Source organism: Intrasporangium sp. (genome assembly GCF_051961875.1).
Classification (GTDB): domain Bacteria; phylum Actinomycetota; class Actinomycetes; order Actinomycetales; family Dermatophilaceae; genus Intrasporangium_A.
Map to the genome: position 1 here is coordinate 1 of NZ_JBQCCV010000287.1, position 21434 is coordinate 21434.

The window sequence follows — 21434 nt, forward strand, 5'->3', positions numbered from 1 at the left end:
CGATCGGCGGCGAGTCGGGCTGGTCGCGACTCGTGGCCGCCGCGCGACGTGCGGGGCTCGGCATCGTCGTCGACATCGTGCCCAACCACATGGCCGTGCCCGTGCCCGAGAATCGCAACCGGCCGCTGTGGTCGGTCCTCAAGGAGGGCCGCGCGTCCCGCTATGCGGGCTGGTTCGATGTCGACTGGGAGGCAGGCGAGGAGCGCGTCGTCCTGCCGGTCCTGGGTGGTCGCCTCGACGAGATCCTCGCGGCCGGCGAGCTGACGCTCGACCGGCTCGGCGCCGAGGAGGTGCTTCGCTACTACGACCACGTCTTCCCGCTCGCCCGGGGAACGGCCGGTAGGCCGCTCAGCGCGCTCCTCGAGGCCCAGCACTACCGCCTGGCCTCCTGGCGGGAGGCGGACGCGCTCAACTACCGGAGGTTCTTCGACGTCACCTCGCTCATCGCCGTGAGGGTCGAGGATCCTGCCGTCTTCGACGCGACGCACGCCCGGATCGTCGACATGGTGCGCGCCGGGCAGGTCGAGGGGCTGCGGATCGACCACCCTGACGGGCTTGCCGACCCTCAGGGGTACCTCGGGCTGCTGCGCGAGGCGACCGAGGGGGCTTGGGTCGTCGTCGAGAAGATCCTCGAGGGCGACGAGCGGCTGCCGGGGGACTGGGCCTGTGCCGGGACGACGGGCTACGACGCCCTGCTCCGGGTGGGCGGCCTCTTCGTCGACCCGGAGGGTGCCGAGCCGCTTTCCGGCCTCGCGACCGGACTCCTCGGTGAGCACCAGGACCTCGCGGCGATGACCGTCGCCGCGAAACGTCACGTCATCGAGCACGTCCTCGGGTCCGAGATGGCGCGCCTCCTGCGCCTCGTGACGCGTGCCCTGCCCGACCTCCCGCCGGCCCCGGCGCGTGCCGCGCTCGAGGCACTCCTCGTCGGGATGGACCGCTACCGGGTCTATGTCCGACCGGGCGAGCCCGCGAGCGCGGCGGCCGTCGCCGAGCTCGGCGCGGTCGCGGACCGGGCGCTCGCGGCCGACCCCGAGCTTGACCCGGCCGTCGTCGCGGCCCTCGTGGACCTCGCGCTCGACCGGCCCGTGGGGGCCGACGACGAGGCCAGGGGCGACTTCTGCGTCCGCTTCCAGCAGACGTGCGGGCCCGTGATGGCCAAGGCGGTCGAGGACACCGTCTTCTACCGCTACGTCCGGCTCACCGGGCTCAACGAGGTCGGCGGCGACCCCGCTCACATGGGCACGTCGGTCGCCGGGTTTCACTCGTACGCAAGGCGGCTCGTTCGTGACATGCCAGACACGATGACCACCTTGTCGACGCACGACACGAAGCGCTCGGAGGACGTGCGGGCCCGGCTCGCGGTCCTGTCCGAGCGGCCCGAGGCCTGGGGCGACTGGGTCCGGGAGGCGCGCGCGATGACGGCGGCCCGGCGCCCCGGGCGGCTCGATGCGCTCACCGAGTACCTCGTCTGGCAGTCCCTCGTCGGCGCCTGGCCGATCGATGCCCCCCGGCTGGTCGAATACGGCCTGAAGGCGGTCCGGGAGGCGAAGCTGCACACCTCGTGGACGGACCCCGACGACGGCTACGAGCAAGCGGTCGAGGACTTCGCCCGGCTCGTGACGACGGACGGCACGGTCGCGACGCACGTCGAGTCCTGGCTCGGCGGCACCTCCCGGGAGACCCGCGCGAACGTGCTCGGGCAGAAGCTCGTCCAGCTGACGATGCCGGGCGTCGCCGACGTCTACCAGGGCACCGACCTCGTCGACCTCTCCCTCGTGGACCCGGACAACCGGCGGCCGGTCGACTGGGCCGCGCATAGGGAGCGGCTGGCCCGCCTCGACGCCGGTGCGCCCCCGGCAGACCTCTCCGACGAGAAGCTGCTCGTGACGGCCGCCGCGCTCCGGCTGCGCCGTGAGTGCCCGGAGGCGTTCGTCGGTCCCGAGGGAGACCACACGCCGCTCGAGAGCGGCTCCGACCACGTCATCGCCTTCGCCCGCGGCGCGGCGGGGGCGCCGGACGTGGCGGTGCTGGCCACGCGGCTGGCCGGACGCCTGGCGGATGCAGGCGGGTGGGGCGCGGCGACGGTGACGCTGCCCCAAGGGCCCTGGCACGATGTGCTGCGTGACACCGTGGTGGACGGCGGCGAGGTGCCGCTCGAGTCGGTCCTGCCGCTGACCGGCCTACCGGTCGCGCTCCTGGTGCGCGACGGGGTGGGCACCGCGACCCCCACCGGGTAGGGGACCGGCATGACTGCTTCCGACTTGCGTGTCTGGGCCCCGTCGGCCGATGACGTCGTCGTCGAGGTCGCTCGCCTCGGGGACGAGCCGACCACTCATCCGATGACCCGAGACGGCGATGGCTGGTGGGAGGGGCAGCGACCCGACGACGAGCCACTTGACTACGCCTTCCGGCTCGACGGCGGTGAGCCGCGGCCCGACCCTCGCAGTGCCTGGCAGCCGCACGGCGTCCACGGGCCGAGCCGGACCTTCGACGCCGCGGCGTTCGAATGGTCGGACGCGGGCTGGGCCGGCACGCGCGGCGGCGCTGGAGTGCTCGGAGGGGTCGTCTACGAGCTGCACGTCGGCACCTTCACCGAGGAGGGCACGCTCGACGCGGCCATCGCGCACCTGCCCCACCTCGTCGACCTCGGCGTGGACCTCGTCGAGGTCATGCCGGTCGGCGCCTTCGGCGGCACCCCCGGCAGGGGCAACGACGGGGTCCAGCCGTATGCCGTCCAGGACGCCTACGGGGGACCGGCGGCGCTGCAGCGCTTCGTCGACGCCTGCCACGCGGTGGGGCTCGGCTTCTGCCTCGACGTCGTCTACAACCACCTCGGACCGACCGGCAACTACCTGGCCGAGTTCGGCCCCTACTTCACCTCCGAGCACGAGACGCCGTGGGGCCAGGCGGTCAACCTGTCCGGACCGGGCAGCCACGAGGTGCGCCGCTGGGTCGTCGACAACGCCCTGCGCTGGTTCCGGGACTTCCATGTCGACGCCCTCCGGCTCGACGCCGTCCATGCCCTGCACGACGACTCAGGTCGCCACCTCCTCGCTGAGCTCTCGGACGAGGCGGCCGCACTCGCACGAGAGCTCGGCCGGCCGCTCGACCTCATCGCGGAGAGCGACCTCAACGACGCGCTGATGGTCACGCCCACCCGTCAGGGTGGGTTCGGCATGACGGCCCAGTGGGACGACGACATCCACCATGCGCTCCATGTCGCCCTGACCGGCGAGCGGACGGGCTACTACCAGGACTTCGGCGGCGGGACCGAGGCCTGGCCGCTGGGTGGCCCGCTGTCCGTCCTCGCCAAGACGCTGACCGAGGTCTTCCTCCACGACGACCGGACCTCGACGTTCCGTGGCCGTCGGTGGGGGCGGCCGGTCGACCGCCAGAGGTTCTCCGGGCACCGCTTCCTCGCCTACCTGCAGACGCACGACCAGGTCGGCAACCGCGCGACCGGGGACCGCATCTCCGACTCGATCACGCCGGGCCAGCAGGCCATCGGTGCCGCGATCTATCTGCTGTCCCCCTACACGGCCATGGTCTTCATGGGCGAGGAGTGGCGCGCCGGCACGCCCTTCCGGTTCTTCACGTCGTTCGAGGAGGAGGGGCTCGCCGAGGCCGTCCGCACGGGGCGACGCCGCGAGTTCGTCGCCCACGGCTGGGCCGCGAGCGATGTCCCCGACCCCCAGGACCCCGTGACGCGCCGGGCGTCGGTGCTCCGCTGGGACGAGCCGGCCCGCGAGGGCCACGCCGACATGCTTGCCTACTATCGCCGGCTCATCGAGGTGCGCCGCACCGAGCCGGACCTCACATCGGGCGATCTCACCGCTCTCGACGTCCGGTGCGACGACGACCGGGGCTGGCTCGTCATGCGGCGCGGAGACATCTCGGTAGCCGCCAACTTCGCTGCGGACGCGCAGACGCTCCCGTTGCACGGCAACGCGTGGGAGACCCTCGCGAGCTGGGGCGAGCACCACACCGAGGTGAGCGGCATACGGCTCGACGGCCACGCCGTCGCCGTGGTCAGGACGATTTGACCCGGATCATGCCCTCCTGGGCGACCGTCGCGACCTATGTGCCGTCCCGCCGGAACATGTGCCCGATGCCGAGACCGCGGCCGCTCTCGGCCGACGGGGACGAGAGGGTATAGAGGAGCCATTCGTCGAGCCGTGCCTCACGGTGGAACCACATCGAGTGGTCGAGGCTCGCGACGCGGAGGTTCGGGTCGCCCCAAGTGAGGCGGTGCCGCTGCAGGACCGGCTCGAGCAGGGAGTAGTCCGAGCAGTAGGTCAGCACGGCGGCGTGGAGCAGCGGGTCGTCCGGGAGGGCACCGACGGCCCGCATCCAGATGTGCTGCTCCGGCACCGGCTCGGCGTCGGAGGCGAAGTAGGCGGACATCTCGACGGGCCGGTGCTCGATGGGCCGCTGGCGGATGACCGCCTCCGCGGTCGGGGCTTCCATGGCCTGGAGGATGTCCGCCAGCGTGCGCAGCTCCTCCGGGTCGGGGACGGAGGGCATGGGGATCTGGTGGTCGACGCCGCCCGAGCGCTTCTGGAACGACGCGTTGAGCGACATGATCGGGGCGCCCTTCTGGATCGCGTGGACCCGGCGCGTCGAGAACGAACGGCCGTCGCGCATCTCCTCGACCGCGAAGCGGATCGGCAGGGTGTCGTCGCCCGGGCGCATGAAGTAGCCGTGCAGCGAGTGGATCGGGCGGGGCCCGGTCCCGTCGACGTCACCGACCGTGCGGCCCGCCGCGATGACGCACTGGGCGAGGACCTGGCCACCGAAGACCCGCCCGTGTGCCTGCTTCTGGCTCTTGCCCTCGAAGACCCGCGCTGAGGTCGCGCCGATCGCAGCAGCCGCATCCTGACCGTGCAGTCCCGTCACCGAGATCTGGGCCGTGCCGAGCTCGGCGAGGTCGAGCACATCGAGCAGGTCGGCAAGCTGGGGCAGCTCGATCTGGTTGTCCGTCACGGAAAGCCACCCTAGCCAGATTCGCGGCGCCCGCCCCCTCCGGTCAGGCCTCCACGGCAAGCGTGAGCGGGAGCACGCCGGGGGCACCGGCCTCCCGGAGCGCCTCGGCCGCGCACGTGAGCGTCCAGCGCGAGTCCGCGACGTCGTCGACGAGCAGGACCGGCCCGGGTATGCCGCTGAGTCGGCCCTGCAGGTCGCGGCCGACCGCGTGCCGTCCCCAGACGCCGGCGAGCCGGAACGCGCTGTTGCCACCGGGCTCGCCCGTGGGTCCGCCGTCGACGAGGTCGAGCTCGCCGAGGACGGGGAGGCGGCCGAGGCGGCCCAGCTGCTCGGCCAGGGAGCGGACCAGCATGGGACGTCGCCGCGCGGGCACCGTGACGATGGCGACCGGCCGCTCGGCCCAGTCCCAGCCGGCGAGCACCGCGACGCAGGCACGGACGACCGGCTCCGGCACCTCGGCATCCTCGCCGCGCAGCAGCTCGCGCAGTCGCTGGCCCCACCCGAGGTCGCTGAGCCGGGCCACGGCCCGCCCGGGCGCCATGGCGACGTCCGGACCGATCCGGCCCTTGCGCGGGACGCCGAGGCGGTCCATGCCGCTCGGCCACTGCGCCCGTGGCTCAATGACCACCCCCGGCCTCTCGAGCCGCTCGCTCGCGACGCGGAGGGCCGCGTCGGGCAGCGTCGCGTCGAACCAGGGCCCGGTGCAGGTGTCGCACCGCCTGCACGGGGCTGCCGACTCGTCGTCGAGGCACTGCTGCAGGAAGGCCATCCGGCAGGTCGTCGTCCGCTCGTAGTCGATCATCAGCCGCTGCTCGCGCTCGCGCGCCTCGGACACCCGCGTGTAGCGCTCCGCGTCGTAGGTCCACGGGGCGCCCGTCGCGGCCCAGCCACCCTGGACCCGCTGCACGGCACCGTCGACGTCGAGGACCTTGAGGAGCAGCTCGAGCCGCGTCCGGCGGATGTCGACGATCGACTCCAGGGCGACGGTCGAGAGGGGCTTGGGGGAGTCGGCCAGGGCGCGCAGCACGGCGTCGGCCTGGTCCTGCCGGGGCATCGAGGCAGACGCGAAGTAGCGCCAGATGTCCTTGTCCTCCGCCCCGGGCAGCAGCAGCACGTCGGCTCGGGCCGTCGCCCGGCCGGCACGGCCCACCTGCTGGTAGTAGGCGACGGGCGAGGCGGGCGCGCCGAGATGGATGACGAAGCCGAGGTCGGGCTTGTCGAAGCCCATGCCGAGCGCGCTCGTCGCGACGAGGGCCTTGATCTCGTTGTCGCGCAGGGCCTCCTCGAGGCGGATCCGCTCGGCCGGCTCGGTGCGGCCGGTGTAGGCAGCCACCTCGTGCCCGGCCTCACGCAGGGCGGTCGCGACGTCCTCGGCGGCGGCGACGGTGAGGGCGTAGACGATGCCGCTGCCGGTCATCTCGCCGAGGTGCGCGATGAGCCAGGCGAGCCGTTGCTCCGGTGCACCGAGCGGCATGACGCCGAGGCGGAGCGACTCGCGGGCGAGCGGCCCACGCAGGGTCAGCACGTCGCGCCCGCCGGCTCCCAGCTGCTCGACGACGTCGGTGACGACGCGGGCGTTGGCGGTCGCTGTCGTCGCGAGGACGGGGGTCTCCTCGGGCAACGAGGTGAGCAGGTCGCGGATGCGCCGGTAGTCGGGGCGGAAGTCGTGGCCCCAGTCGCTGATGCAGTGTGCCTCGTCGACGACGAGCAGGCCGCACGACCGGGCGAGGGCCGGTAGCTGCTCGTCGCGGAAGCGGGGGTTGTTGAGCCGCTCGGGGCTGACGAGGAGGACATCGACCTCACCACGCGCCAAGGCCGCCGAGACCGCTCCCCACTCGTCGGCGTTGGTCGAGTTGAGCGTGACGGCCCGGATGCCGGCCCGCTCGGCCGCCGCGATCTGGTCGCGCATGAGAGCGAGCAGGGGGGAGACGATGACCGTCGGCCCAGCCCCCTCGGCGCGGCGCAGCCCGGTCGCGACGAAGTAGACGGCGGACTTGCCCCAGCCGGTGCGTTGCACGACGAGGACCCGACGGCGCCCCGCGACGAGCTCCTCGATCGCCTCGAGCTGCCCGTCGCGGAAGTCCGCGTCGGGCCGCCCGACGAGACGGTGGAGCTCGGTCAGCGCGCGCTCGCGCAGGTCTGTCGTGACTGGCATGGCACCCAACCTACGTCGGGGCACCGACCGAGCTCGGCGGCATACCTGCCGGCTGTGGACTGGCGCGGGCTGGAAGGATGGCGCCATGACCACCCTCGAGCTCCCGTATGCGGCTCACGTGGCCCTGCGCTGGTCGGACATGGACGCCTACGCGCACATCAACAACGTCCAGTTCCTGCGGCTGCTCGAGGACGCCCGCGTCATCGCCTTCCGCGACTGGTTCGACCAGGACCGCTCGCTGCTCGACGAGGGAGTGCTCGTCTCGCGGCACGAGATCGAGTACCGGCGGCCGCTGGGTTTCCGCCCAGAGCCGGTGCGCGTCGAGATGTGGGTGTCGCGGATCGGCGGGGCGGGCTTCGACGTGGCCTACATCGTGACCGACCCCGAGGGGGTCGGCGACGAGATCTACGCGGTCGCGGAGACGGAGCTGGCGCTCTACGACTTCGCCACGGCGTCACCCCGGAGGATGCGTCCGGAGGAGCGGGCCTCCCTCGAGGCGGTGAAGGGCGTGCCGGCGCCGCTGCGGAGGAGGCGGCGGTGACGACGATCGAGTTCAACGACGAACGGGTGCAGGCCGACTTCGCCACCTTCATCGGCCGCGCGCGGCACGTCAGCGTGGACGGTGCGGTGCGGATCCAGACGCTCGGGCCGATGCTCGTGCTGACCGTCGCCGTCCTCGACGCGGCCGGCCTGCTGGGTGATGGCAGGGTCCTCGGGATGCGGATCATGCCCGTGGCCGGGGGTGCGCCGGTCGACGCCACCGTGCCGCTCGCCGCGGTCTCGGACCGCCTGGCCCGCGCCACCACGGGGACGAGCTTCCCGATCCCGCCCACCACGGTCGGCCCGGCCTGGGCGGGGGTCACGCCGCCGCGCGGGGGCTGGGAGCGGGTCGGCGAGGTCGACTGCACGGACCTTGACCGAGCGGCCAGGCGGGGGATCGAGGTGGTCGCGCATGCGGTCCCCGACCGAGCCGGTTCCCTCGCTGTCGAGGAGGTGCGGCGCCGGGTGTGGAGCGAGCCGACCGAGACGGTGCCGCCCGTGCCCTCGGGGATGGCGTTCGCCGCACACACCTTGGGATTCACGCACCCGGGCGAGCAGGCAGCGGTGACGATGCACGGGCCCTGGACCCGCCTCAGCACGAGCCGAGGGCACGTCCTCGCACGGTGAGCCGGCCGGATGGGTCCGGCAGGGTCAGTTCCCGCTCCACGCGTCGCGGCTCGTCAGGACGTCCTTGAGCACGTCGATGCGGTCGCTGACGAGCCCGTCGACCCCGAGGTCGAGCAGCCGGTCCATCTCGGCCGCGTCGTCGACGGTCCAGACGTGCACGTGCTTGCCGTGGCGGTGCGCGACCTCGACGAGCTTAGGGGTGACGACCGCGACCGTCCGTCCGCCCGGCGTGATCACCGTGGGCACCTGGAAGACGTCTGCCGGGGTGCGGAGCATCCGGGAGACCCAACGGGGGCCGAGCACCATGAGGGCGGCACCGGGCCTGGACGCGGCCGTCGCCACCCGGCCCGCGCTCAGCCGGCGGAACCGGGTGATGAGCCGCTGCGAGAAGGAGCCGATGCAGAAGTCGTCGACGAGGCCGCGTGACCGGATGAGCTCCCACGTCGGCTCGGCCGTGCCGGGGGCCTTCAGGTCGATGTTGAGCTTGATGCCCGGCAGCTCGTCCAGGACCTCGGTGACGAGCGGAATGCGCTCATGGCCGTGGATCTTCGCCTGCCTGATCTCGCTCCACGGCATGTCCTTGATGAGCCCGCTGCCGTCAGTCACCCGGTCGAGCCGGTCGTCGTGGAAGGCGATCAGCTGCCCGTCGAGCGTCACGTGCACGTCCGTCTCGAGGTGGGTGTAGCCCAGCGAGACGGCGTTGCGGAAGGCCGTGAGGGTGTTCTCGAGGCCGAGGTTCGGCCCGTAGAGCGCGCCGCCGCGGTGCGCGAGCGCGAGCGGGGTCGGCTTCAGGTAGGGCCGCGACGACATGGGGGCGACTGTAGCGACGAGCGGGCCTCAGGTGCTGGATTCCGTGCCGAGCGGAACCTCGACGCAGTCCGAGACACACGCGGACGCGTCCTGCGTCGGTCTAGCGGCGGGGGTCGGGGCAGGCCGGTGCAGCACGGCCCGTGACGGCGTGACCACGAGCGTCCCCGCCTCGCCCGCGGCAGCCACCTCCGCCGTCCCGTCGACGAAGAGCGAGTGGTCCCCGACAGCCCTGGGCGGCCAGGCGAGGGTCACCTGGGGGCGGGCCGCGGCGTTCTCGAGTGTCCGGCGCCCGAGCCCGGTGACCCGAACGACGCGGTCCTCGACGAGGGGTTGGACCGCGACGAGGTGCGCGGCGCCGCCGTCGGTGACGGTGACGAGGTAGGCGAAGTCATGCCGGCTCGCAGCATCGGCGAGCTCGGCCAGGTCGACCGGGATGCTCATGCCACCACGCTAGGCCGGGACCGGCGTCGTTTCGACCCGGCCGTCAGGACCAGCGGGCCCACACGCTCGTGTCTGTCGGCACCTGCCCGTCCTCCAGGGGACCGGAGGTCACGATGACCTCGGCGCCCTTCGGCAGCTGCACCGGCTCCTCGCCGAGGTTCGCCAGCACGAGAACGCGGTCCCCGTCGGGACCGACGGCTTCGAGCGCGACGACGTCAGCGCCATACCCCTCGACGAGGGCGAGGGAGGCGCGTCCGAGGCCGAGCTGTGCCCGCGTGGCGAGGAGCGTCCGGTAGAGCTCGAGGGTCGACCCGGCGACGCCGCGCTGCTGGTCGACGGCGTACCGACCGTAGACCTCCGGCTGGGGCAGCCAGGTCCGCGCCGAGGGCCCGAACCCGAGGCCCGGCGCGTCCTTGGCCCACGGCATCGGCACCCGGCAGCCGTCGCGCCCGAGCTCCTCCCCGCCGGTGCGGACGAACGTCGGGTCCTGCCGGACCTCGTCGGGCATCGTCGTCGACTCGGGCAGGCCGAGCTCCTCGCCCTGGTAGAGGTAGGCGCCGCCGGGAAGCGCCAGCATGAGGGTCGTCGCGGCGCGGGCCCGCGTCAGGCCCAGCTCGATGTCGGGCTGGGTGTCCTGCAGGCCGATCCCGTTCTTGCGCTTCGTGCCCGGCGCATAGCCGAGGCGCGTCGCGTGCCGCACGACGTCGTGGTTGGACAGCACCCAGGTCGAGGGCGCGCCGACCGAGTCGGCCGCGTCGAGGGAGCGCCCGATGACCGCCACGAGGTCCTCGGCGATCCACGGCGTACCGAGGAAGTCGAAGTTGAACGCCTGGTGCATCTCGTCCGAGCGGGTGTAGAGCACGGCGCGCTCCTGCGGCTCGACCCACGCCTCGGCGCAGAGGATCCGGTCCGGGGTGCCGTAGGAGTCGAGGACCTTGCGCCAGGAGCGGTAGATGTCATGCACCCCGTCCTGGTCCCAGTAGGGGGAGAGGTTCGTCGGCTGCGGCTCGGCCTCGTCGAGGACGTGGGCCGCGGCCTCGTCAGTGTCACCGAGCATGTGGGTCCGGTTGTGCCAGTCGGGCAGGCCGGGCTTCTTCACCAGGCCGTGCGCGACGTCGACGCGGAAGCCATCGACGCCTCGGTCGAGCCAGAAGCGCAGGACGGACTCGAACTCGGCGCGCACCTCGGTGTGGTCCCAGTTGAAGTCGGGCTGCTTGGGGTCGAACAGGTGGAGGTACCACTGGCCGAGGGTGCCGTCGGACTCGGTCACCCGCGTCCAGGCCGACCCGCCGAAGACGGAGTCCCAGTTGTTCGGCGGCTGCTCTCCGTGGCTGCCGCGACCCTCGCGGAAGATGTAGCGCTCGCGCTCGGGGGAGCCCGGGCCGGCGGCGAGGGCCGCCCGGAACCAGGCGTGCTCGTCCGACGAGTGGTTGGGCACCAGGTCGACGATGACCTTGAGGCCGAGCTCGTGCGCCCGTGCGAGCAGCGCGTCGGCGTCGGCGAGGGCCCCGAAGCGGCGGTCGACGTCGCGGTAGTCGGCGACGTCGTAGCCGGCGTCCGCCTGGGGGCTTGTGTAGAAGGGGGAGAGCCAGATCGCGTCGACGCCGAGGTACTGCAGGTGCTCGAGCCGCGCCGTGATCCCGGGGAGGTCGCCCATGCCGTCGCCGTCGGAGTCTGCCCACGATCGCGGGTAGATCTGGTAGATCACGGCGGAGCGCCACCACGCGGAGCGCTCGTCGACGGGGTGGAAGGGGGCCGCCGCGCGGACGGCAGGGTGTGTAGCAGTGGGAGTCACGTGGCTCAATGGTTCCTCACGTACGGAAAAATGCAAACCGACTTCTGCAAGTTCTTGCATGATGGGCGGCTGTCGGAGACTCCTGCTAGGGATGGGGGATGCGCTTCGGATTCGTCGTGCCGTATGCCGCTGAGCGGGCCTTCGCAGACCTCGCGCGGCTGGGTGAGGAGCGGGGCTGGGATGGCGTCTTCACCTGGGAGGCGCTCTACGGCGTCGATGCCTGGGTGACGCTCGGCGCGGCCGCGATGGTCACCGAGCGGATCCACCTCGGCACCCTCCTGACGCCCGCCTCCCGGCACCGTCCCTGGGATCTCGCCAGCCGGGTGGGCTCCGTCGACCGGATCAGCGGGGGCCGGGTCGTCATGTCCGTCGGTCTCGGCGCCCTGCACGAGGGCTGGCTCGCGTTCGAGGCGGACGAGGGCCGGGCCGTGCGGGCGCGCAAGCTCGACGAGTCGCTCGCGATCTATGCCGGCCTGCTCGGCGGTGAGCAGCCGTTCGGCTACGACGGGCAGTACTACTCGGCCCGGCCCAACTCCTTCATGCTCCCGCCGCTCACGCCATCGCGCCCGCACCCGCCCGTGTGGGTCGTCGGCGCCCGGGCTCGCGGGCGCACGCGGCAGCGGTCCCTGGAGCGGGCGGCGAGGTGGCAGGGCCTCATCCCGGCCATCGGCGGGGAGGAAGGCGGCGGCGTGCGCCGGATCGACGACTTCAGCGCGGTCGTCGACACGGTCACGGCGATCCGTGCCGAACTGGGCCTGCCGTGGGAGGGCTACGACGTCGTCCTCGAGGCGGACTCCCATGGCCAGTTCACCGTGCTCGAGCCCGCCGACCAGCAGGCCTGGGCACAGGCCGGCGCGACGTGGTGGATCGAGAGCTGGTGGGACGTAGAGCAGGGTCCCGAGGGCCTCGCCGAGGTGCGCCGCCGGGTCGAGGCCGGGCCGCCGATAGCCTGACCGCGCACCCGTGTCGCGAAGGAGCCGCCGATGTACGAAGACCTGGTCCGCCTCGAGGTGACCGACGGCCTCGCCGCCGTCGAGCTGAACCGGCCCCATGCGGCCAACGCCCTCGACCTGCCGCTCGCCGAGCAGCTCGCCGCCGTGGTCGACCGGTTGGTCGGGGACGATGTACGGGCTGTCCTGGTCACCGGGGCCGGGAAGCGCTTCTGCGCCGGTGGGGACGTCCGCTCGTTCCTCGCCTCCGATGACCCGCCCGCCTACCTGCAGCGGCTGGCGTCGACCGCAGACCAGGCCCTGCAGCGGCTGGGTGCGCTCGACAAGCCGGTCGTCGCCGCGGTTCAGGGCGCCGTCGCGGGCGCCGGTCTCGCCGTCATGCTGACCTGCGACGTGATCGTCGCCGCCGCGGGGACGAAGTTCGTCACCGCCTACTCGGGCATCGGCCTGACGCCCGACTGCGGCCTGTCCTGGCTGCTGCCGCGCGCCGTCGGCCAGCAGCGGGCCCTCGAGCTGATGCTGACCGGCCGCACGCTCACCGCCGCCGAGGCGCGCGACTGGGGTCTCGTCACCGAGGTCGTCGACGATGCGGCCGCGCTGGGTCGGGCTCGTGGGCTGGCCACCTCGCTCGCGACGGGTCCGGCGTTCGCGTCCGGGCAGGCGCGCCGGCTGGTCCGCTCGTCCTACTCGGTGGATCGCGGCGTGACGGGGGCCGACGAGGCACGGACCATCGCCGAGGCGGTCCAGACCGACGACGCGCAGCGGCTCATCAGCGCCTTCACCTCCCGCTGAGCCGACCGCCAGGGCGTCCGGATCTCGTCGGCGCGGGGGATGTGCGCAGCAGTGGGCGAGGTGCGCAGGAGTGGGCGCCACTCGCAGGAGTGGCTGAAATACCACCGGCTCCGCTGCAGATCGCCCACTTCTGCACGTTCCGCCCGCACGAGCGAGCAGTCAGCGCCTCAGCCCCGGCCGCCCATGCCGATCACTCCGAGCTTGGCCGCCTTCTTGACCGCGTCGGCCTCGGCCTGGGTCAGCTTACCGGCCTTGACCGCTGCGTCGAGCCGGCTGTCGAAGGCCTGCTGCCGCGAGGCCTGGGCCGCCGCCCGCAGGTCACTGATGGCCGTCTTGACCTTGTCGGCGCTGATGCCGAGCTGCTTGGCGAGCCGGTTCGCGAAGTCGTCGCCGAGCGCCTGCGCCTTGGGTGGCGTCGTGCCGTTGGCGCGGTCGGCCTTGCGCTCCGCCTTCAGCTCGTCGCGCACCGCACCGAGCGCGGTCCGCAGCTTCGTCTCGTCGACGCCGAGCTTCTGCGCCAGGGCTGCCACGTCACCGCCGAGCCCCAAGCGTCCCATCCCACCGAAGCCGCCCATGCCGTGCCGTCCGCCGGGCCCCCAACCCTTGCCGTTGCCCTGGCCGGGGTCGGAGTGCTGACCGTGTGCGGACCCCGGCTGGCTCGGAGCCGACGAGGTCGTCGGGCTCGGCGTTGGGGTCGTGGTGTCGGCTCGGGCCGCGGCCCCCACGCCCACGGCGATCGCCGCCGCGGCGCCCCCGGCGATGAGGGCACCCGCAGTCTTCCGGTTCACCGACGTCATGACATCCTCCACACTCGTTCGGCCGGGCCTGTGCAGCTCTACCCCAGCAAACACCACGAGACGCCATTCCGCCTCCGGTTCGGCCCTGACTCCCCGCGAGCCCCAGGAGCGCGCTTGTCGCCCTGCCGCGCTCAGAAGGTGCCGTCGGCGCCCGGCGTGTTGACGAGGGAGTATGCCGCCCGCGTCAGGTAGTCGCGCAGCATATCGTCGAGCTCCTGCTGCAGGTCGAGGGTGTCGACGGCGTTCATCATGTGCAGGAGCCAGCGGTCCCGCTGGTCGGGGGTGACGGCATACGGCACGTGGCGCATCCGCAGCCGTGGGTGCCCGCGCTGCTCGGAGTAGGTGGTCGGCCCACCCCAGTACTGCTCGAGGAACATCCGCAGCCGCACCTCGGCGGGGCCGAGGTCCTCCTCGGGATAGAGCGCCCTCAGCGCCTCGTCGTCGGCCACGCCCTTGTAGAACTCGTGGACGAGCCTGACGAAGGTCTCGTGCCCACCCATCGCCTCGTAGTACGTCACCCGGTCAGTCACGGGCCCAGTCTCCCAGAGCGGGGCACCGGCTCAGGGCTGGGTCACGCCGTAGGGCGGCAGCGGCAGGGCGGCAGGGCTGCGCACCCCCTCCCGGTCGAAGGCGACCTTGACCCGCTCGCGCAGCTCCCGCTGGACCCCGAAGTGCTGCTGCGCCACGCACCTGGCCGTGATGCGGATCGTGATGGCGCCGCCGCCGATCGACTCGATGCCCACGACCTGCGGTGGCTCGAGGAACTTCGGCTGCCACGCCTCGTCCTGGGCGAGCTGGTCCGCGACCTCGCGGATGACCTTCTGGGCCCGCTCCACGTCCTCGTCGTAGGCGATCGGGATGTCGACGATGGCCACGGACCAGCCCTGCGACTTGTTGCCGATGCGCACGATCTCGCCGTTGCGCACGTACCAGGTGACGCCGTTGCCGTCGCGCAGCTGGGTCACGCGCAGGGTGACGTCCTCCACGGTGCCGACGACCTCACCGGTGTCGATGACGTCGCCGACGCCGTACTGGTCCTCGACGATCATGAAGACGCCGGAGAGGAAGTCCTTGACCAGGCTCTGTGCGCCGAAGCCGAGCGCGACACCGCCGATCCCGGCCGAGGCCAGCATCGGGCCGAGCGGGATGCCGACGATGGCGAGCACGGTGAGCAGCCCGATGGTCCCCACGATGATCGTGATGACGCTGCGGAGGACGGCGCCCATCGTCCGCGTCCGTTGGACGTGGCGCTGGTTGGCCAGCCCCGTCGCGCCGGCGAGCACGCGCCCCGCCCGACCGGGCAGGAGCGCGATGCGTTGTGCCCGGTTGCTCGTGGCCGTCGCGACGACCCGGTCGACGAAGCGGTGCAGCAGCCATCGCACGGCGACGGCGATGACGACGGTGACGACGACCTTGAGCGGAGCCCCGAGGAGCCAGTCGCGCACCTCCGGCCAGGTCAGGGACTGGAGCGAGCTGAGCGGCATACGCCACATTGAAACGTATGCCGCTCAGCCGGCTAGCAGGGGGACACCCGGTGAGAAGCGCCCCCATCGTGAGTCAGGCGCGCTGGTCAGCGCCGTCCTTCTCCTGCGCCCGCAGGGCCCGCGCGATGGTGTCGCGGTTCTCCGCGACGGTCCGCACGAGGCCGGCGGCGGCGTCCGGGTGCGCGGCGAGCCACGCGTCGGAGGCGTCCTTGAGGGCCTCGTTGGCGAGTGCGAACGGGTAGAACCCGCCCACGACCCGCTCGCCGATGGCGACGCTGCGGGAGCCCCAGGCGTCGACGAGCATCTCGGGGTAGCGCACGACGTACGGCGCGAGCAGCTGGGCGTCGGCGGCCCGGCGGAACCCGGCGGAGATCGACTCGACCATCTGGTTGGGCAGGTCGTTGCGCTCGACGGCCTTGGCCCAGGCGTCGGCCTTCGCCTCGGCGGTGGGGCGGGCGGCCCGAGCCTGCGCGGCGCGCTCCTGGCCGGTCGCGGTCGGGTCGCGCTGCAGCTCGGCCTCGATCTCCGCCTCGTCGGCGGCGCCGAGCGCCGCGAGGGCGCGCAACAGCGTCCACCGCAGCTCGGTGTCGACGGGGAGCCCGGCGATCTCCTCCGTGCCGTCCAGCAGGGCCTGCAGCCGCGTCGCGTCCGCGGTCTCGACCGCGGTGTTGGCCCAGCCCTCGATGAGCTGGAACTGTGCGTCGCTGCCCGGCTCGGCCTGCTCGCCGAGCTCACGGAGCGACCGCGCGAGCAGCTCCTGCATCTCCCGGCGGTGTGCCGGGGCGACGTAGAGGCTGACGCTCGTCTGCATCTGGCTGATGAGGACGCGCAGCAGCGTGGAGTCCTGCTCGCCCGGCAAGGTGGCGAGGACGAAGCGGACGAAGTCGCGGGCGGGCATCTCGGCATCCCGCGTCATGTCCCACGTCGCGCCGAGCACGAGCGAACGCGGCAGCGAGCTGTCGAAGCCGCGGGGCAGCGTGAGGGCCGTCTGCAGGGACCGCTCGTCGAGGCGGATCTTCGCGTAGGCGAGGTCGTTGTCGTTGAGCAGCAGCAGGTCGGGCTGCGCGACGCCGACGAGCTCGGGCAGCTCCGTGAGCTCGCCGTCGACGTCGACCTCGTGGTAGGCGACGCGCTCGAGGTGACCGTCCTTGGCCTCGTAGAGCCCGATCCCGAGGCGGTGCGGCCGGAGCGTCGGGTGCTCGTCGGTCGCGGTCTGCCGGACCGCGAAGGTGCGGTAGGTGCCGTCCTCGGCGACCTCGAACTCCGGGCGGAGGGTGTTGACCCCCGCCGTCTCGAGCCAGAGCTTGGCCCACGAGCCGAGGTCACGGCCCGAGGACTGCTCGAGCTCGCCGAGCAGGTCGGCAAGCGTCGTGTTGCCCCAGGCGTGCTTGCGGAAGTACTCGCGCAGTGCCGCGACGAACGGCTCGCGCCCGACGTAGGCCACGAGCTGCTTGAGGACGGAGGCCCCCTTGGCGTAGGTGATCCCGTCGAAGTTGACCTCGACGTCTTCCAGGTGGCGCATGTCGGCCGCGATCGGGTGCGTCGACGAGAGCTGGTCCTGGGTGTAGGCCCAGGACTTCTCGGCCGTGCCGAACGTCGTCCACGCGTCGGTCCACTCGGTCGCCTCGGCCTGGCAGGTCGTCGAGGCCCACTCGGCGAATGACTCGTTGAGCCAGAGGTCGTCCCACCACTTCATCGTCACGAGGTTGCCGACCCACATGTGCGCGAGCTCGTGCAGGATCGTCAGGGCCCGCCGCTCGACCTTGGACTCCGAGACCTTGGAGCGGAAGACGTAGATCTCGGTGAAGGTGACCGCGCCGGCGTTCTCCATCGCGCCCATGTTGTACTCGGGCGTGAAGATCTGGTCGTACTTCGCGAAGGGGTAGGGCTGGTCGAACTCCTTCTCGAAGAAGGCGAAGCCCTTCTTGGTGCAGTCGAAGATGTTGTCCGCGTCGAGGTACTGCGTCAGCGACTTGCGGCAGAAGACCCCGAGCGGGACGACGCCCTTGCGGGTCTCGACCTCGTCGCGGACCTCGTCGTAGGGCCCGGCGATGAGCGCCGTGATGTAGGAGGAGATGCGCGGGGTCGGCTCGAACTCCCAGGTCGCCTTCTCGACGTGGTCGGCGACGCCGGCCGGGGCCGGGTTGGGCGTGGGGGAGTTGGAGATGACCTTCCAGTGGGCCGGCGCGGTGACCGTGAACCGGAAGCTCGCCTTGAGGTCGGGCTGCTCGAAGACGGTGTACATCCGGCGCGAGTCCGGCACCTCGAACTGGGTGTAGAGGTACACCTCGTTGTCGACCGGGTCGACGAAGCGGTGCAGGCCCTCACCGGTGTTGGTGTAGCGACCGGTGGCGTCGATCGTGAGCTCGTTCATCTGCTGCAGGTTGGGCAGCGCGATCCGGGAGTCCTGGAAGACCTCGCTCGGGTCGAGCTGCTCGCCGTTGAGCATCACCTGCTCCACGGAGGCACCGATGAAGTCGATGAAGGTGTCGGCGCCGGGCTGCGTGCAGTCGAACGTGACCGTCGTGACCGTCCGGAAGGTCTCGGGCCCGGTCGTCAGGTCGAGCCGGACGTCGTAGCTGTCGATGCGGAGCAGCTCCGCGCGGCGTGCGGCCTCGTCGCGGGTCAGGTTTGTGCCGGGCACGAAGTGGCCTCCTTGAGAAAGACGGATTGTGGGTCGCGGCGCCGTCTCACTCTGCGGACGGCCGTGTCGCGGCCCTCATCCTCGCACGAGGAGGTGGGCGCCCTCACCGGACTATCCGGGGCGGCCGGGGCCAGGACGTTTTGAGATGATGTGGTCATGACTTCGGATGGCCGCCAGAGCGTTGAGATGTGGTTCGACCCGATCTGCCCCTGGGCGTGGATGACGTCCCGGTGGCTCATGCAGGTCCAGCAGGTTCGCGACATCGACGTCACGTGGTCGGTGATGAGCCTCGCGGTGCTCAACGAGCACCGGCACGACCTCGAGGCCGGCTACCGCGAGCTGATGGACAACGCATGGGGCCCGGTCCGGGTCATCACCGCGGCCACCGAGCAGCACGGCGAGTCGGTCATCAAGCCGCTCTACGACGCGATGGGCGAGCGCATCCACCGGCGCAAGATGCACGACTACGACAAGGTCATCGCCGAGGCGCTCGCCGAGGTCGGCCTGCCCGCCGACCTGGCCAAGGCGGCGCACCACAAGAACGTCGACCCGGCCCTGCGCCGCAGCCACAAGCGGGGGATCAGCCTCGTCGGCAACGAGGTCGGCACGCCGATCATCGCCGTCGAGGGAGTCGCGTTCTTCGGACCGGTGGTCAGCCCGTCGCCGAAGGGCGAGGATGCCGGCCGCCTCTGGGATGGCTGCGTCCTCGTCGCCGGCACGCCGGGCTTCTTCGAGCTGAAGCGGACGCGTACCGTCGGGCCCATCCTCGACTGAGCTATCGAGCCGCTGTTGAGCCATTGAGCTAAGGACGCACATGCGCATACACATCGGTGGCGACCACGCCGCCTACGACCTCAAGAAGGTCCTCGTCGATCACCTGCGGGGTGCCGGGCACGACGTCGTCGACCACGGGCCGGAGGCCTACGACGCCCAGGACGACTACCCGGTCTTCGTGCTGCGCGCCGCGGCGGCCGTCGCTGCCGAGGAGGGGTCGCTCGGCGTCGTCCTCGGCGGCTCCGGCAACGGCGAGCAGATGGCCGCCAACAAGGTCGAGGGCATCCGTGCCGCGCTGGCCTGGGCACCTGAGCTGGCGGCCCTGGCGAGGGAGCACAACGAGGCCCAGGTGGTCTCCATCGGGGCCCGTTTCACTGGGGAGGAAGTGGCGAAGCAGATCGTAGACACCTTCGTAGCGACGGACTTCACGAATGAGCCGCGGCACGCGCGGCGCGTGGGTATGGTGACGGCGTACGAGAAGAGCGGCGAGTTGCCGGCTCTGCCCGGGGCGTCGGGGGACTGACGCTCCGGGGAGTCCGGCCTGAGGTGGGGCATCCTCGAAGGGATGGAGGCTTGGCGACGCACAGCGTCCTGACACGGCGCCCCCGGCTGTCGGTTCGACGGGTACGGGGGTTGAACGACCTCGCGGCCCGACTCGAGCGTTCGCGGACCGGCCTCGTTCTCGCGTTCCTCGGGATCACCGCGATCACCGGGTATGCCGTGCTCTCGTGGCCGAGCCATATGCCGTGGGCGTCCTACGCGCTGATCGTCGTCGCCGCGGGGCTGTTCCTCGACCCGCTGCCGCTCGTCGTCGTCTTCGGCGGGGTGGCTGCCGACATTGTTGCCGTTGGGCTCATGTTGGGCGACCGCAAGGCCGCGACGGTGGGCACCTTCGTGGTGACCTTCCTGCTCATGGTCCTCATGATGTGGCTCTCGCGTGCACGTTCAGAGGTGGGGCTGGTCGGCATCAAGGGCGAGTCGATGCTCGTCGACATGCGCGACAGGCTCCGCGCGCAGGGGGAGCTTCCCACGTTGCCGCCGAACTGGGGTGCCGAGGTGGCCCTGGAGTCGGCCTACGGTGACCGGTTCGCGGGCGACTTCGTCGTGGCCACGAGGTCGACCGACGGCCGCTGCCTCGAGATCGCCCTCGTAGACGTCTCGGGCAAGGGGCGCAACGCCGGCACGAGGTCCCTCCTGCTCTCGGGCGCCCTGGGCGGGCTGCTCGGCGAGATGAACGAGCGCGGCTTCCTGCGCTCCGCCAACAACCACCTGCTCCGGCTCCGGTGGTCGGAGGGGTTCGCCACGGCGGTCCACGTCGCCATCGACCTCGAGGACGGGACGTTCTCGATCGGCTACGCAGGGCACCCGGCCGCCGCCCAGTTCTCCGCCGGCTCCGGCCGCTGGACCATGCTCTCCGGTGGGCGCGGGCCGCTCCTCGGCGTCATCGAGGACGCGGACTACCCGCGCGAGACCGGCCAGCTGCGCAGGGGCGACGCCCTCGTGCTCTACAGCGACGGCGTCATCGAGGCCCGCGACACCGCACTCGACGACGGCATCGACCGGATGCTGGGCCGGGCCGAGTCCTATGTGACCAAGGGCTTCGAGGGACTCGCCCAGCGCCTCTGCGACCAGGCCGCGTCCGGGCACGGCGACGACCGAGCCGTCGTGACGCTCTGGCGCCGCTGAGCCACCCTCCCCGCACCGAACTGACCCAAGGGGAGCCGTCCGGGCGGCAGCCTCGGGGACCGCTGCAGGTCCTCGCGTCATTACGATGCTCCGGTGACCCAGCACCCGCAGTCCTACCGCCGCAAGCCGCACGTCGTCCCTAGCGACCTGCCCGCCGACGTCAGCCCTGCTCGGGTCCGCACCTTCGTCCGGCGCGGACGGCTGTCGCAGCTGACGACCGAAAGGCTCGAGCAGCTCGGGCCCGCCCGCGCCCTGCCCCCTGGTCCGTTCGACCAGCAGATCGCTTTCGGCCGGGTCGCGCCGCTCGTGCTCGAGATCGGCTGCGGCCATGGCCACGCCGCCATCGCGTATGCCGCTCGCTTCCCCTCCCACGACCTCCTCGCCATGGACGTGCACACACCCGGCCTGGCCCGGATGCTCGCCCACGCCGACGCGGCCGGCGTCCCCAACCTGCGGGTGGAGCAGGGCGACGCCGTCGTCTTCCTCGAGGAGCGGGTGGCGGACGACACCTTCGACGCGATCCACCTCTTCTTCCCCGACCCCTGGCGGAAGAAGAAGCACACGAAGCGGCGCTTCGTCAGCCCGACCAACCTCGAGCTGCTGGCCCGTGTCGTCAAGCCCCGCGGCCACGTCCTGATCGCCACCGACCAGGACTTCTACGCCGAGCACGTGCTGTCCGAGGTCGCGACGCACCCGCAGTGGGCCGTGCGCCGGGTCGAGCGACCGGACTGGCGACCACGAGATGGCTTCGAGGCCAAGGGGATTGCGGCCGGTCGGACGATCAACGAGTTGCGCCTCGACCTGGCCTGAGCCGCCGCGACTCCCAACACAACGTCCCGGGGCAACAGGAGCCGCATCCTCGTGCTCCGTTGAGTGAGGCCGGACATCGAGCGACTTCGTCGCGAGATGTCCGGCCACACAACGGTCCGGGCACGCCGTCGCTCGTTCCTCGC

The 21434-nt window shown here is 72.0% G+C and carries 19 protein-coding genes; 10 read left to right on the forward strand and 9 right to left on the reverse strand.

Annotation, left to right across the window (positions count from 1 at the left end; genetic code table 11):
- Nucleotides 1-2240: malto-oligosyltrehalose synthase (gene treY / locus ACTHJJ_RS17915; RefSeq protein WP_440304306.1), on the forward strand; the 2240-nt coding region annotated here is incomplete at its 5' end.
- A gap of 9 nt (nucleotides 2241-2249) precedes the next feature.
- On the forward strand, nucleotides 2250-4046 hold the full coding sequence (gene treZ, locus ACTHJJ_RS17920) for a malto-oligosyltrehalose trehalohydrolase (RefSeq protein WP_440304307.1): 1797 nt from the start codon (nucleotides 2250-2252) through the stop codon (nucleotides 4044-4046).
- A gap of 34 nt (nucleotides 4047-4080) precedes the next feature.
- Here the strand turns inward: treZ and ACTHJJ_RS17925 are convergent, their stop codons facing one another.
- Both ACTHJJ_RS17925 and ACTHJJ_RS17930 read right to left on the reverse strand, forming a co-directional pair.
- Nucleotides 4081-4986, reverse strand: a complete 906-nt coding sequence (locus tag ACTHJJ_RS17925; protein ID WP_440304308.1) for an acyl-CoA thioesterase — start codon at nucleotides 4984-4986, stop codon at nucleotides 4081-4083.
- 43 nt (nucleotides 4987-5029) lie between these two features.
- Complete coding sequence (locus ACTHJJ_RS17930) at nucleotides 5030-7141, reverse strand: RecQ family ATP-dependent DNA helicase (RefSeq protein ID WP_440304309.1); 2112 nt, start codon at nucleotides 7139-7141, stop codon at nucleotides 5030-5032.
- 85 nt (nucleotides 7142-7226) lie between these two features.
- On the opposite strand from ACTHJJ_RS17930, the gene ACTHJJ_RS17935 reads away from it, so the two are divergent.
- Both ACTHJJ_RS17935 and ACTHJJ_RS17940 read left to right on the forward strand, forming a co-directional pair.
- Entirely contained in the window at nucleotides 7227-7682 is a 456-nt protein-coding gene (locus ACTHJJ_RS17935) for an acyl-CoA thioesterase (RefSeq protein ID WP_440304310.1), read from the forward strand.
- Complete coding sequence (locus tag ACTHJJ_RS17940) at nucleotides 7679-8308, forward strand: hypothetical protein (protein ID WP_440304311.1); 630 nt, start codon at nucleotides 7679-7681, stop codon at nucleotides 8306-8308. The genes ACTHJJ_RS17935 and ACTHJJ_RS17940 overlap by 4 nt, the downstream gene beginning before the upstream one ends.
- Before the next feature lie 24 nt (nucleotides 8309-8332).
- Here ACTHJJ_RS17940 and ACTHJJ_RS17945 read toward each other — a convergent pair whose 3' ends face one another.
- Genes ACTHJJ_RS17945 through ACTHJJ_RS17955 form a run of 3 tightly spaced genes read right to left on the reverse strand, consistent with a single transcriptional unit; the run spans nucleotide 8333 to nucleotide 11414 of the window.
- Nucleotides 8333-9118, reverse strand: a complete 786-nt coding sequence (locus ACTHJJ_RS17945; RefSeq protein WP_440304312.1) for a glycerophosphodiester phosphodiesterase — start codon at nucleotides 9116-9118, stop codon at nucleotides 8333-8335.
- 27 nt (nucleotides 9119-9145) lie between these two features.
- Nucleotides 9146-9559, reverse strand: coding sequence for a hypothetical protein (locus ACTHJJ_RS17950; protein WP_440304313.1), 414 nt, complete (start codon nucleotides 9557-9559; stop codon nucleotides 9146-9148).
- 43 nt (nucleotides 9560-9602) lie between these two features.
- A complete protein-coding gene (locus ACTHJJ_RS17955; protein ID WP_440304314.1) occupies nucleotides 9603-11414 on the reverse strand; it encodes a glycoside hydrolase family 13 protein in 1812 nt (603 codons plus the stop codon).
- A 38-nt stretch (nucleotides 11415-11452) separates the two neighbouring features.
- Here ACTHJJ_RS17955 and ACTHJJ_RS17960 point away from each other — a divergent pair, with 38 nt between their 5' ends.
- Nucleotides 11453-12307, forward strand: a complete 855-nt coding sequence (locus ACTHJJ_RS17960; protein WP_440304315.1) for an LLM class flavin-dependent oxidoreductase — start codon at nucleotides 11453-11455, stop codon at nucleotides 12305-12307.
- Between the two features lie 30 nt (nucleotides 12308-12337).
- Nucleotides 12338-13096, forward strand: coding sequence for an enoyl-CoA hydratase/isomerase family protein (locus tag ACTHJJ_RS17965; protein WP_440304316.1), 759 nt, complete (start codon nucleotides 12338-12340; stop codon nucleotides 13094-13096).
- A 167-nt stretch (nucleotides 13097-13263) separates the two neighbouring features.
- Here ACTHJJ_RS17965 and ACTHJJ_RS17970 read toward each other — a convergent pair whose 3' ends face one another.
- The 4 genes from ACTHJJ_RS17970 to pepN all read right to left on the reverse strand — a co-directional run bounded on the left by ACTHJJ_RS17970 (nucleotide 13264) and on the right by pepN (nucleotide 18021).
- Nucleotides 13264-13893: a hypothetical protein gene (locus tag ACTHJJ_RS17970; RefSeq protein ID WP_440304317.1), complete on the reverse strand. Its 630-nt coding sequence runs from the start codon at nucleotides 13891-13893 to the stop codon at nucleotides 13264-13266.
- 131 nt (nucleotides 13894-14024) lie between these two features.
- A complete protein-coding gene (locus ACTHJJ_RS17975) occupies nucleotides 14025-14423 on the reverse strand; it encodes a globin (RefSeq protein ID WP_440304318.1) in 399 nt (132 codons plus the stop codon).
- A 30-nt stretch (nucleotides 14424-14453) separates the two neighbouring features.
- A complete protein-coding gene (locus ACTHJJ_RS17980) occupies nucleotides 14454-15377 on the reverse strand; it encodes a mechanosensitive ion channel family protein (protein ID WP_440304319.1) in 924 nt (307 codons plus the stop codon).
- A 73-nt stretch (nucleotides 15378-15450) separates the two neighbouring features.
- Entirely contained in the window at nucleotides 15451-18021 is a 2571-nt protein-coding gene (gene pepN / locus ACTHJJ_RS17985) for an aminopeptidase N (protein WP_440304320.1), read from the reverse strand.
- Between the two features lie 156 nt (nucleotides 18022-18177).
- Between pepN and ACTHJJ_RS17990 the strand changes: the two genes are divergently transcribed.
- The 4 genes from ACTHJJ_RS17990 to trmB all read left to right on the forward strand — a co-directional run bounded on the left by ACTHJJ_RS17990 (nucleotide 18178) and on the right by trmB (nucleotide 21291).
- Nucleotides 18178-18795: a mycothiol-dependent nitroreductase Rv2466c family protein gene (locus ACTHJJ_RS17990; RefSeq protein ID WP_440304321.1), complete on the forward strand. Its 618-nt coding sequence runs from the start codon at nucleotides 18178-18180 to the stop codon at nucleotides 18793-18795.
- 40 nt (nucleotides 18796-18835) lie between these two features.
- A complete protein-coding gene (locus ACTHJJ_RS17995) occupies nucleotides 18836-19318 on the forward strand; it encodes a ribose-5-phosphate isomerase (protein WP_440304322.1) in 483 nt (160 codons plus the stop codon).
- 110 nt (nucleotides 19319-19428) lie between these two features.
- On the forward strand, nucleotides 19429-20481 hold the full coding sequence (locus ACTHJJ_RS18000; protein WP_440304323.1) for a PP2C family protein-serine/threonine phosphatase: 1053 nt from the start codon (nucleotides 19429-19431) through the stop codon (nucleotides 20479-20481).
- A gap of 93 nt (nucleotides 20482-20574) precedes the next feature.
- On the forward strand, nucleotides 20575-21291 hold the full coding sequence (trmB, locus tag ACTHJJ_RS18005; RefSeq protein WP_440304324.1) for a tRNA (guanosine(46)-N7)-methyltransferase TrmB: 717 nt from the start codon (nucleotides 20575-20577) through the stop codon (nucleotides 21289-21291).
- Nucleotides 21292-21434: the final 143 nt, after the last annotated feature.

Bases quoted from the DNA above. Each gene is read 5' to 3' on its own strand.
- treZ (WP_440304307.1), top strand. From the start codon at position 2,250: ATGACTGCTTCCGACTTGCGTGTCTGGGCCCCGTCGGCCGATGACGTC.
- ACTHJJ_RS17930 (WP_440304309.1), bottom strand. From the start codon at position 7,141: ATGCCAGTCACGACAGACCTGCGCGAGCGCGCGCTGACCGAGCTCCAC.
- ACTHJJ_RS17935 (WP_440304310.1), top strand. From the start codon at position 7,227: ATGACCACCCTCGAGCTCCCGTATGCGGCTCACGTGGCCCTGCGCTGG.
- ACTHJJ_RS17945 (WP_440304312.1), bottom strand. From the start codon at position 9,118: ATGTCGTCGCGGCCCTACCTGAAGCCGACCCCGCTCGCGCTCGCGCAC.
- ACTHJJ_RS17950 (WP_440304313.1), bottom strand. From the start codon at position 9,559: ATGAGCATCCCGGTCGACCTGGCCGAGCTCGCCGATGCTGCGAGCCGG.
- ACTHJJ_RS17955 (WP_440304314.1), bottom strand. From the start codon at position 11,414: ATGCAAGAACTTGCAGAAGTCGGTTTGCATTTTTCCGTACGTGAGGAA.
- ACTHJJ_RS17960 (WP_440304315.1), top strand. From the start codon at position 11,453: ATGCGCTTCGGATTCGTCGTGCCGTATGCCGCTGAGCGGGCCTTCGCA.
- ACTHJJ_RS17965 (WP_440304316.1), top strand. From the start codon at position 12,338: ATGTACGAAGACCTGGTCCGCCTCGAGGTGACCGACGGCCTCGCCGCC.
- ACTHJJ_RS17970 (WP_440304317.1), bottom strand. From the start codon at position 13,893: ATGACGTCGGTGAACCGGAAGACTGCGGGTGCCCTCATCGCCGGGGGC.
- ACTHJJ_RS17980 (WP_440304319.1), bottom strand. From the start codon at position 15,377: ATGCCGCTCAGCTCGCTCCAGTCCCTGACCTGGCCGGAGGTGCGCGAC.
- ACTHJJ_RS17990 (WP_440304321.1), top strand. From the start codon at position 18,178: ATGACTTCGGATGGCCGCCAGAGCGTTGAGATGTGGTTCGACCCGATC.
- ACTHJJ_RS17995 (WP_440304322.1), top strand. From the start codon at position 18,836: ATGCGCATACACATCGGTGGCGACCACGCCGCCTACGACCTCAAGAAG.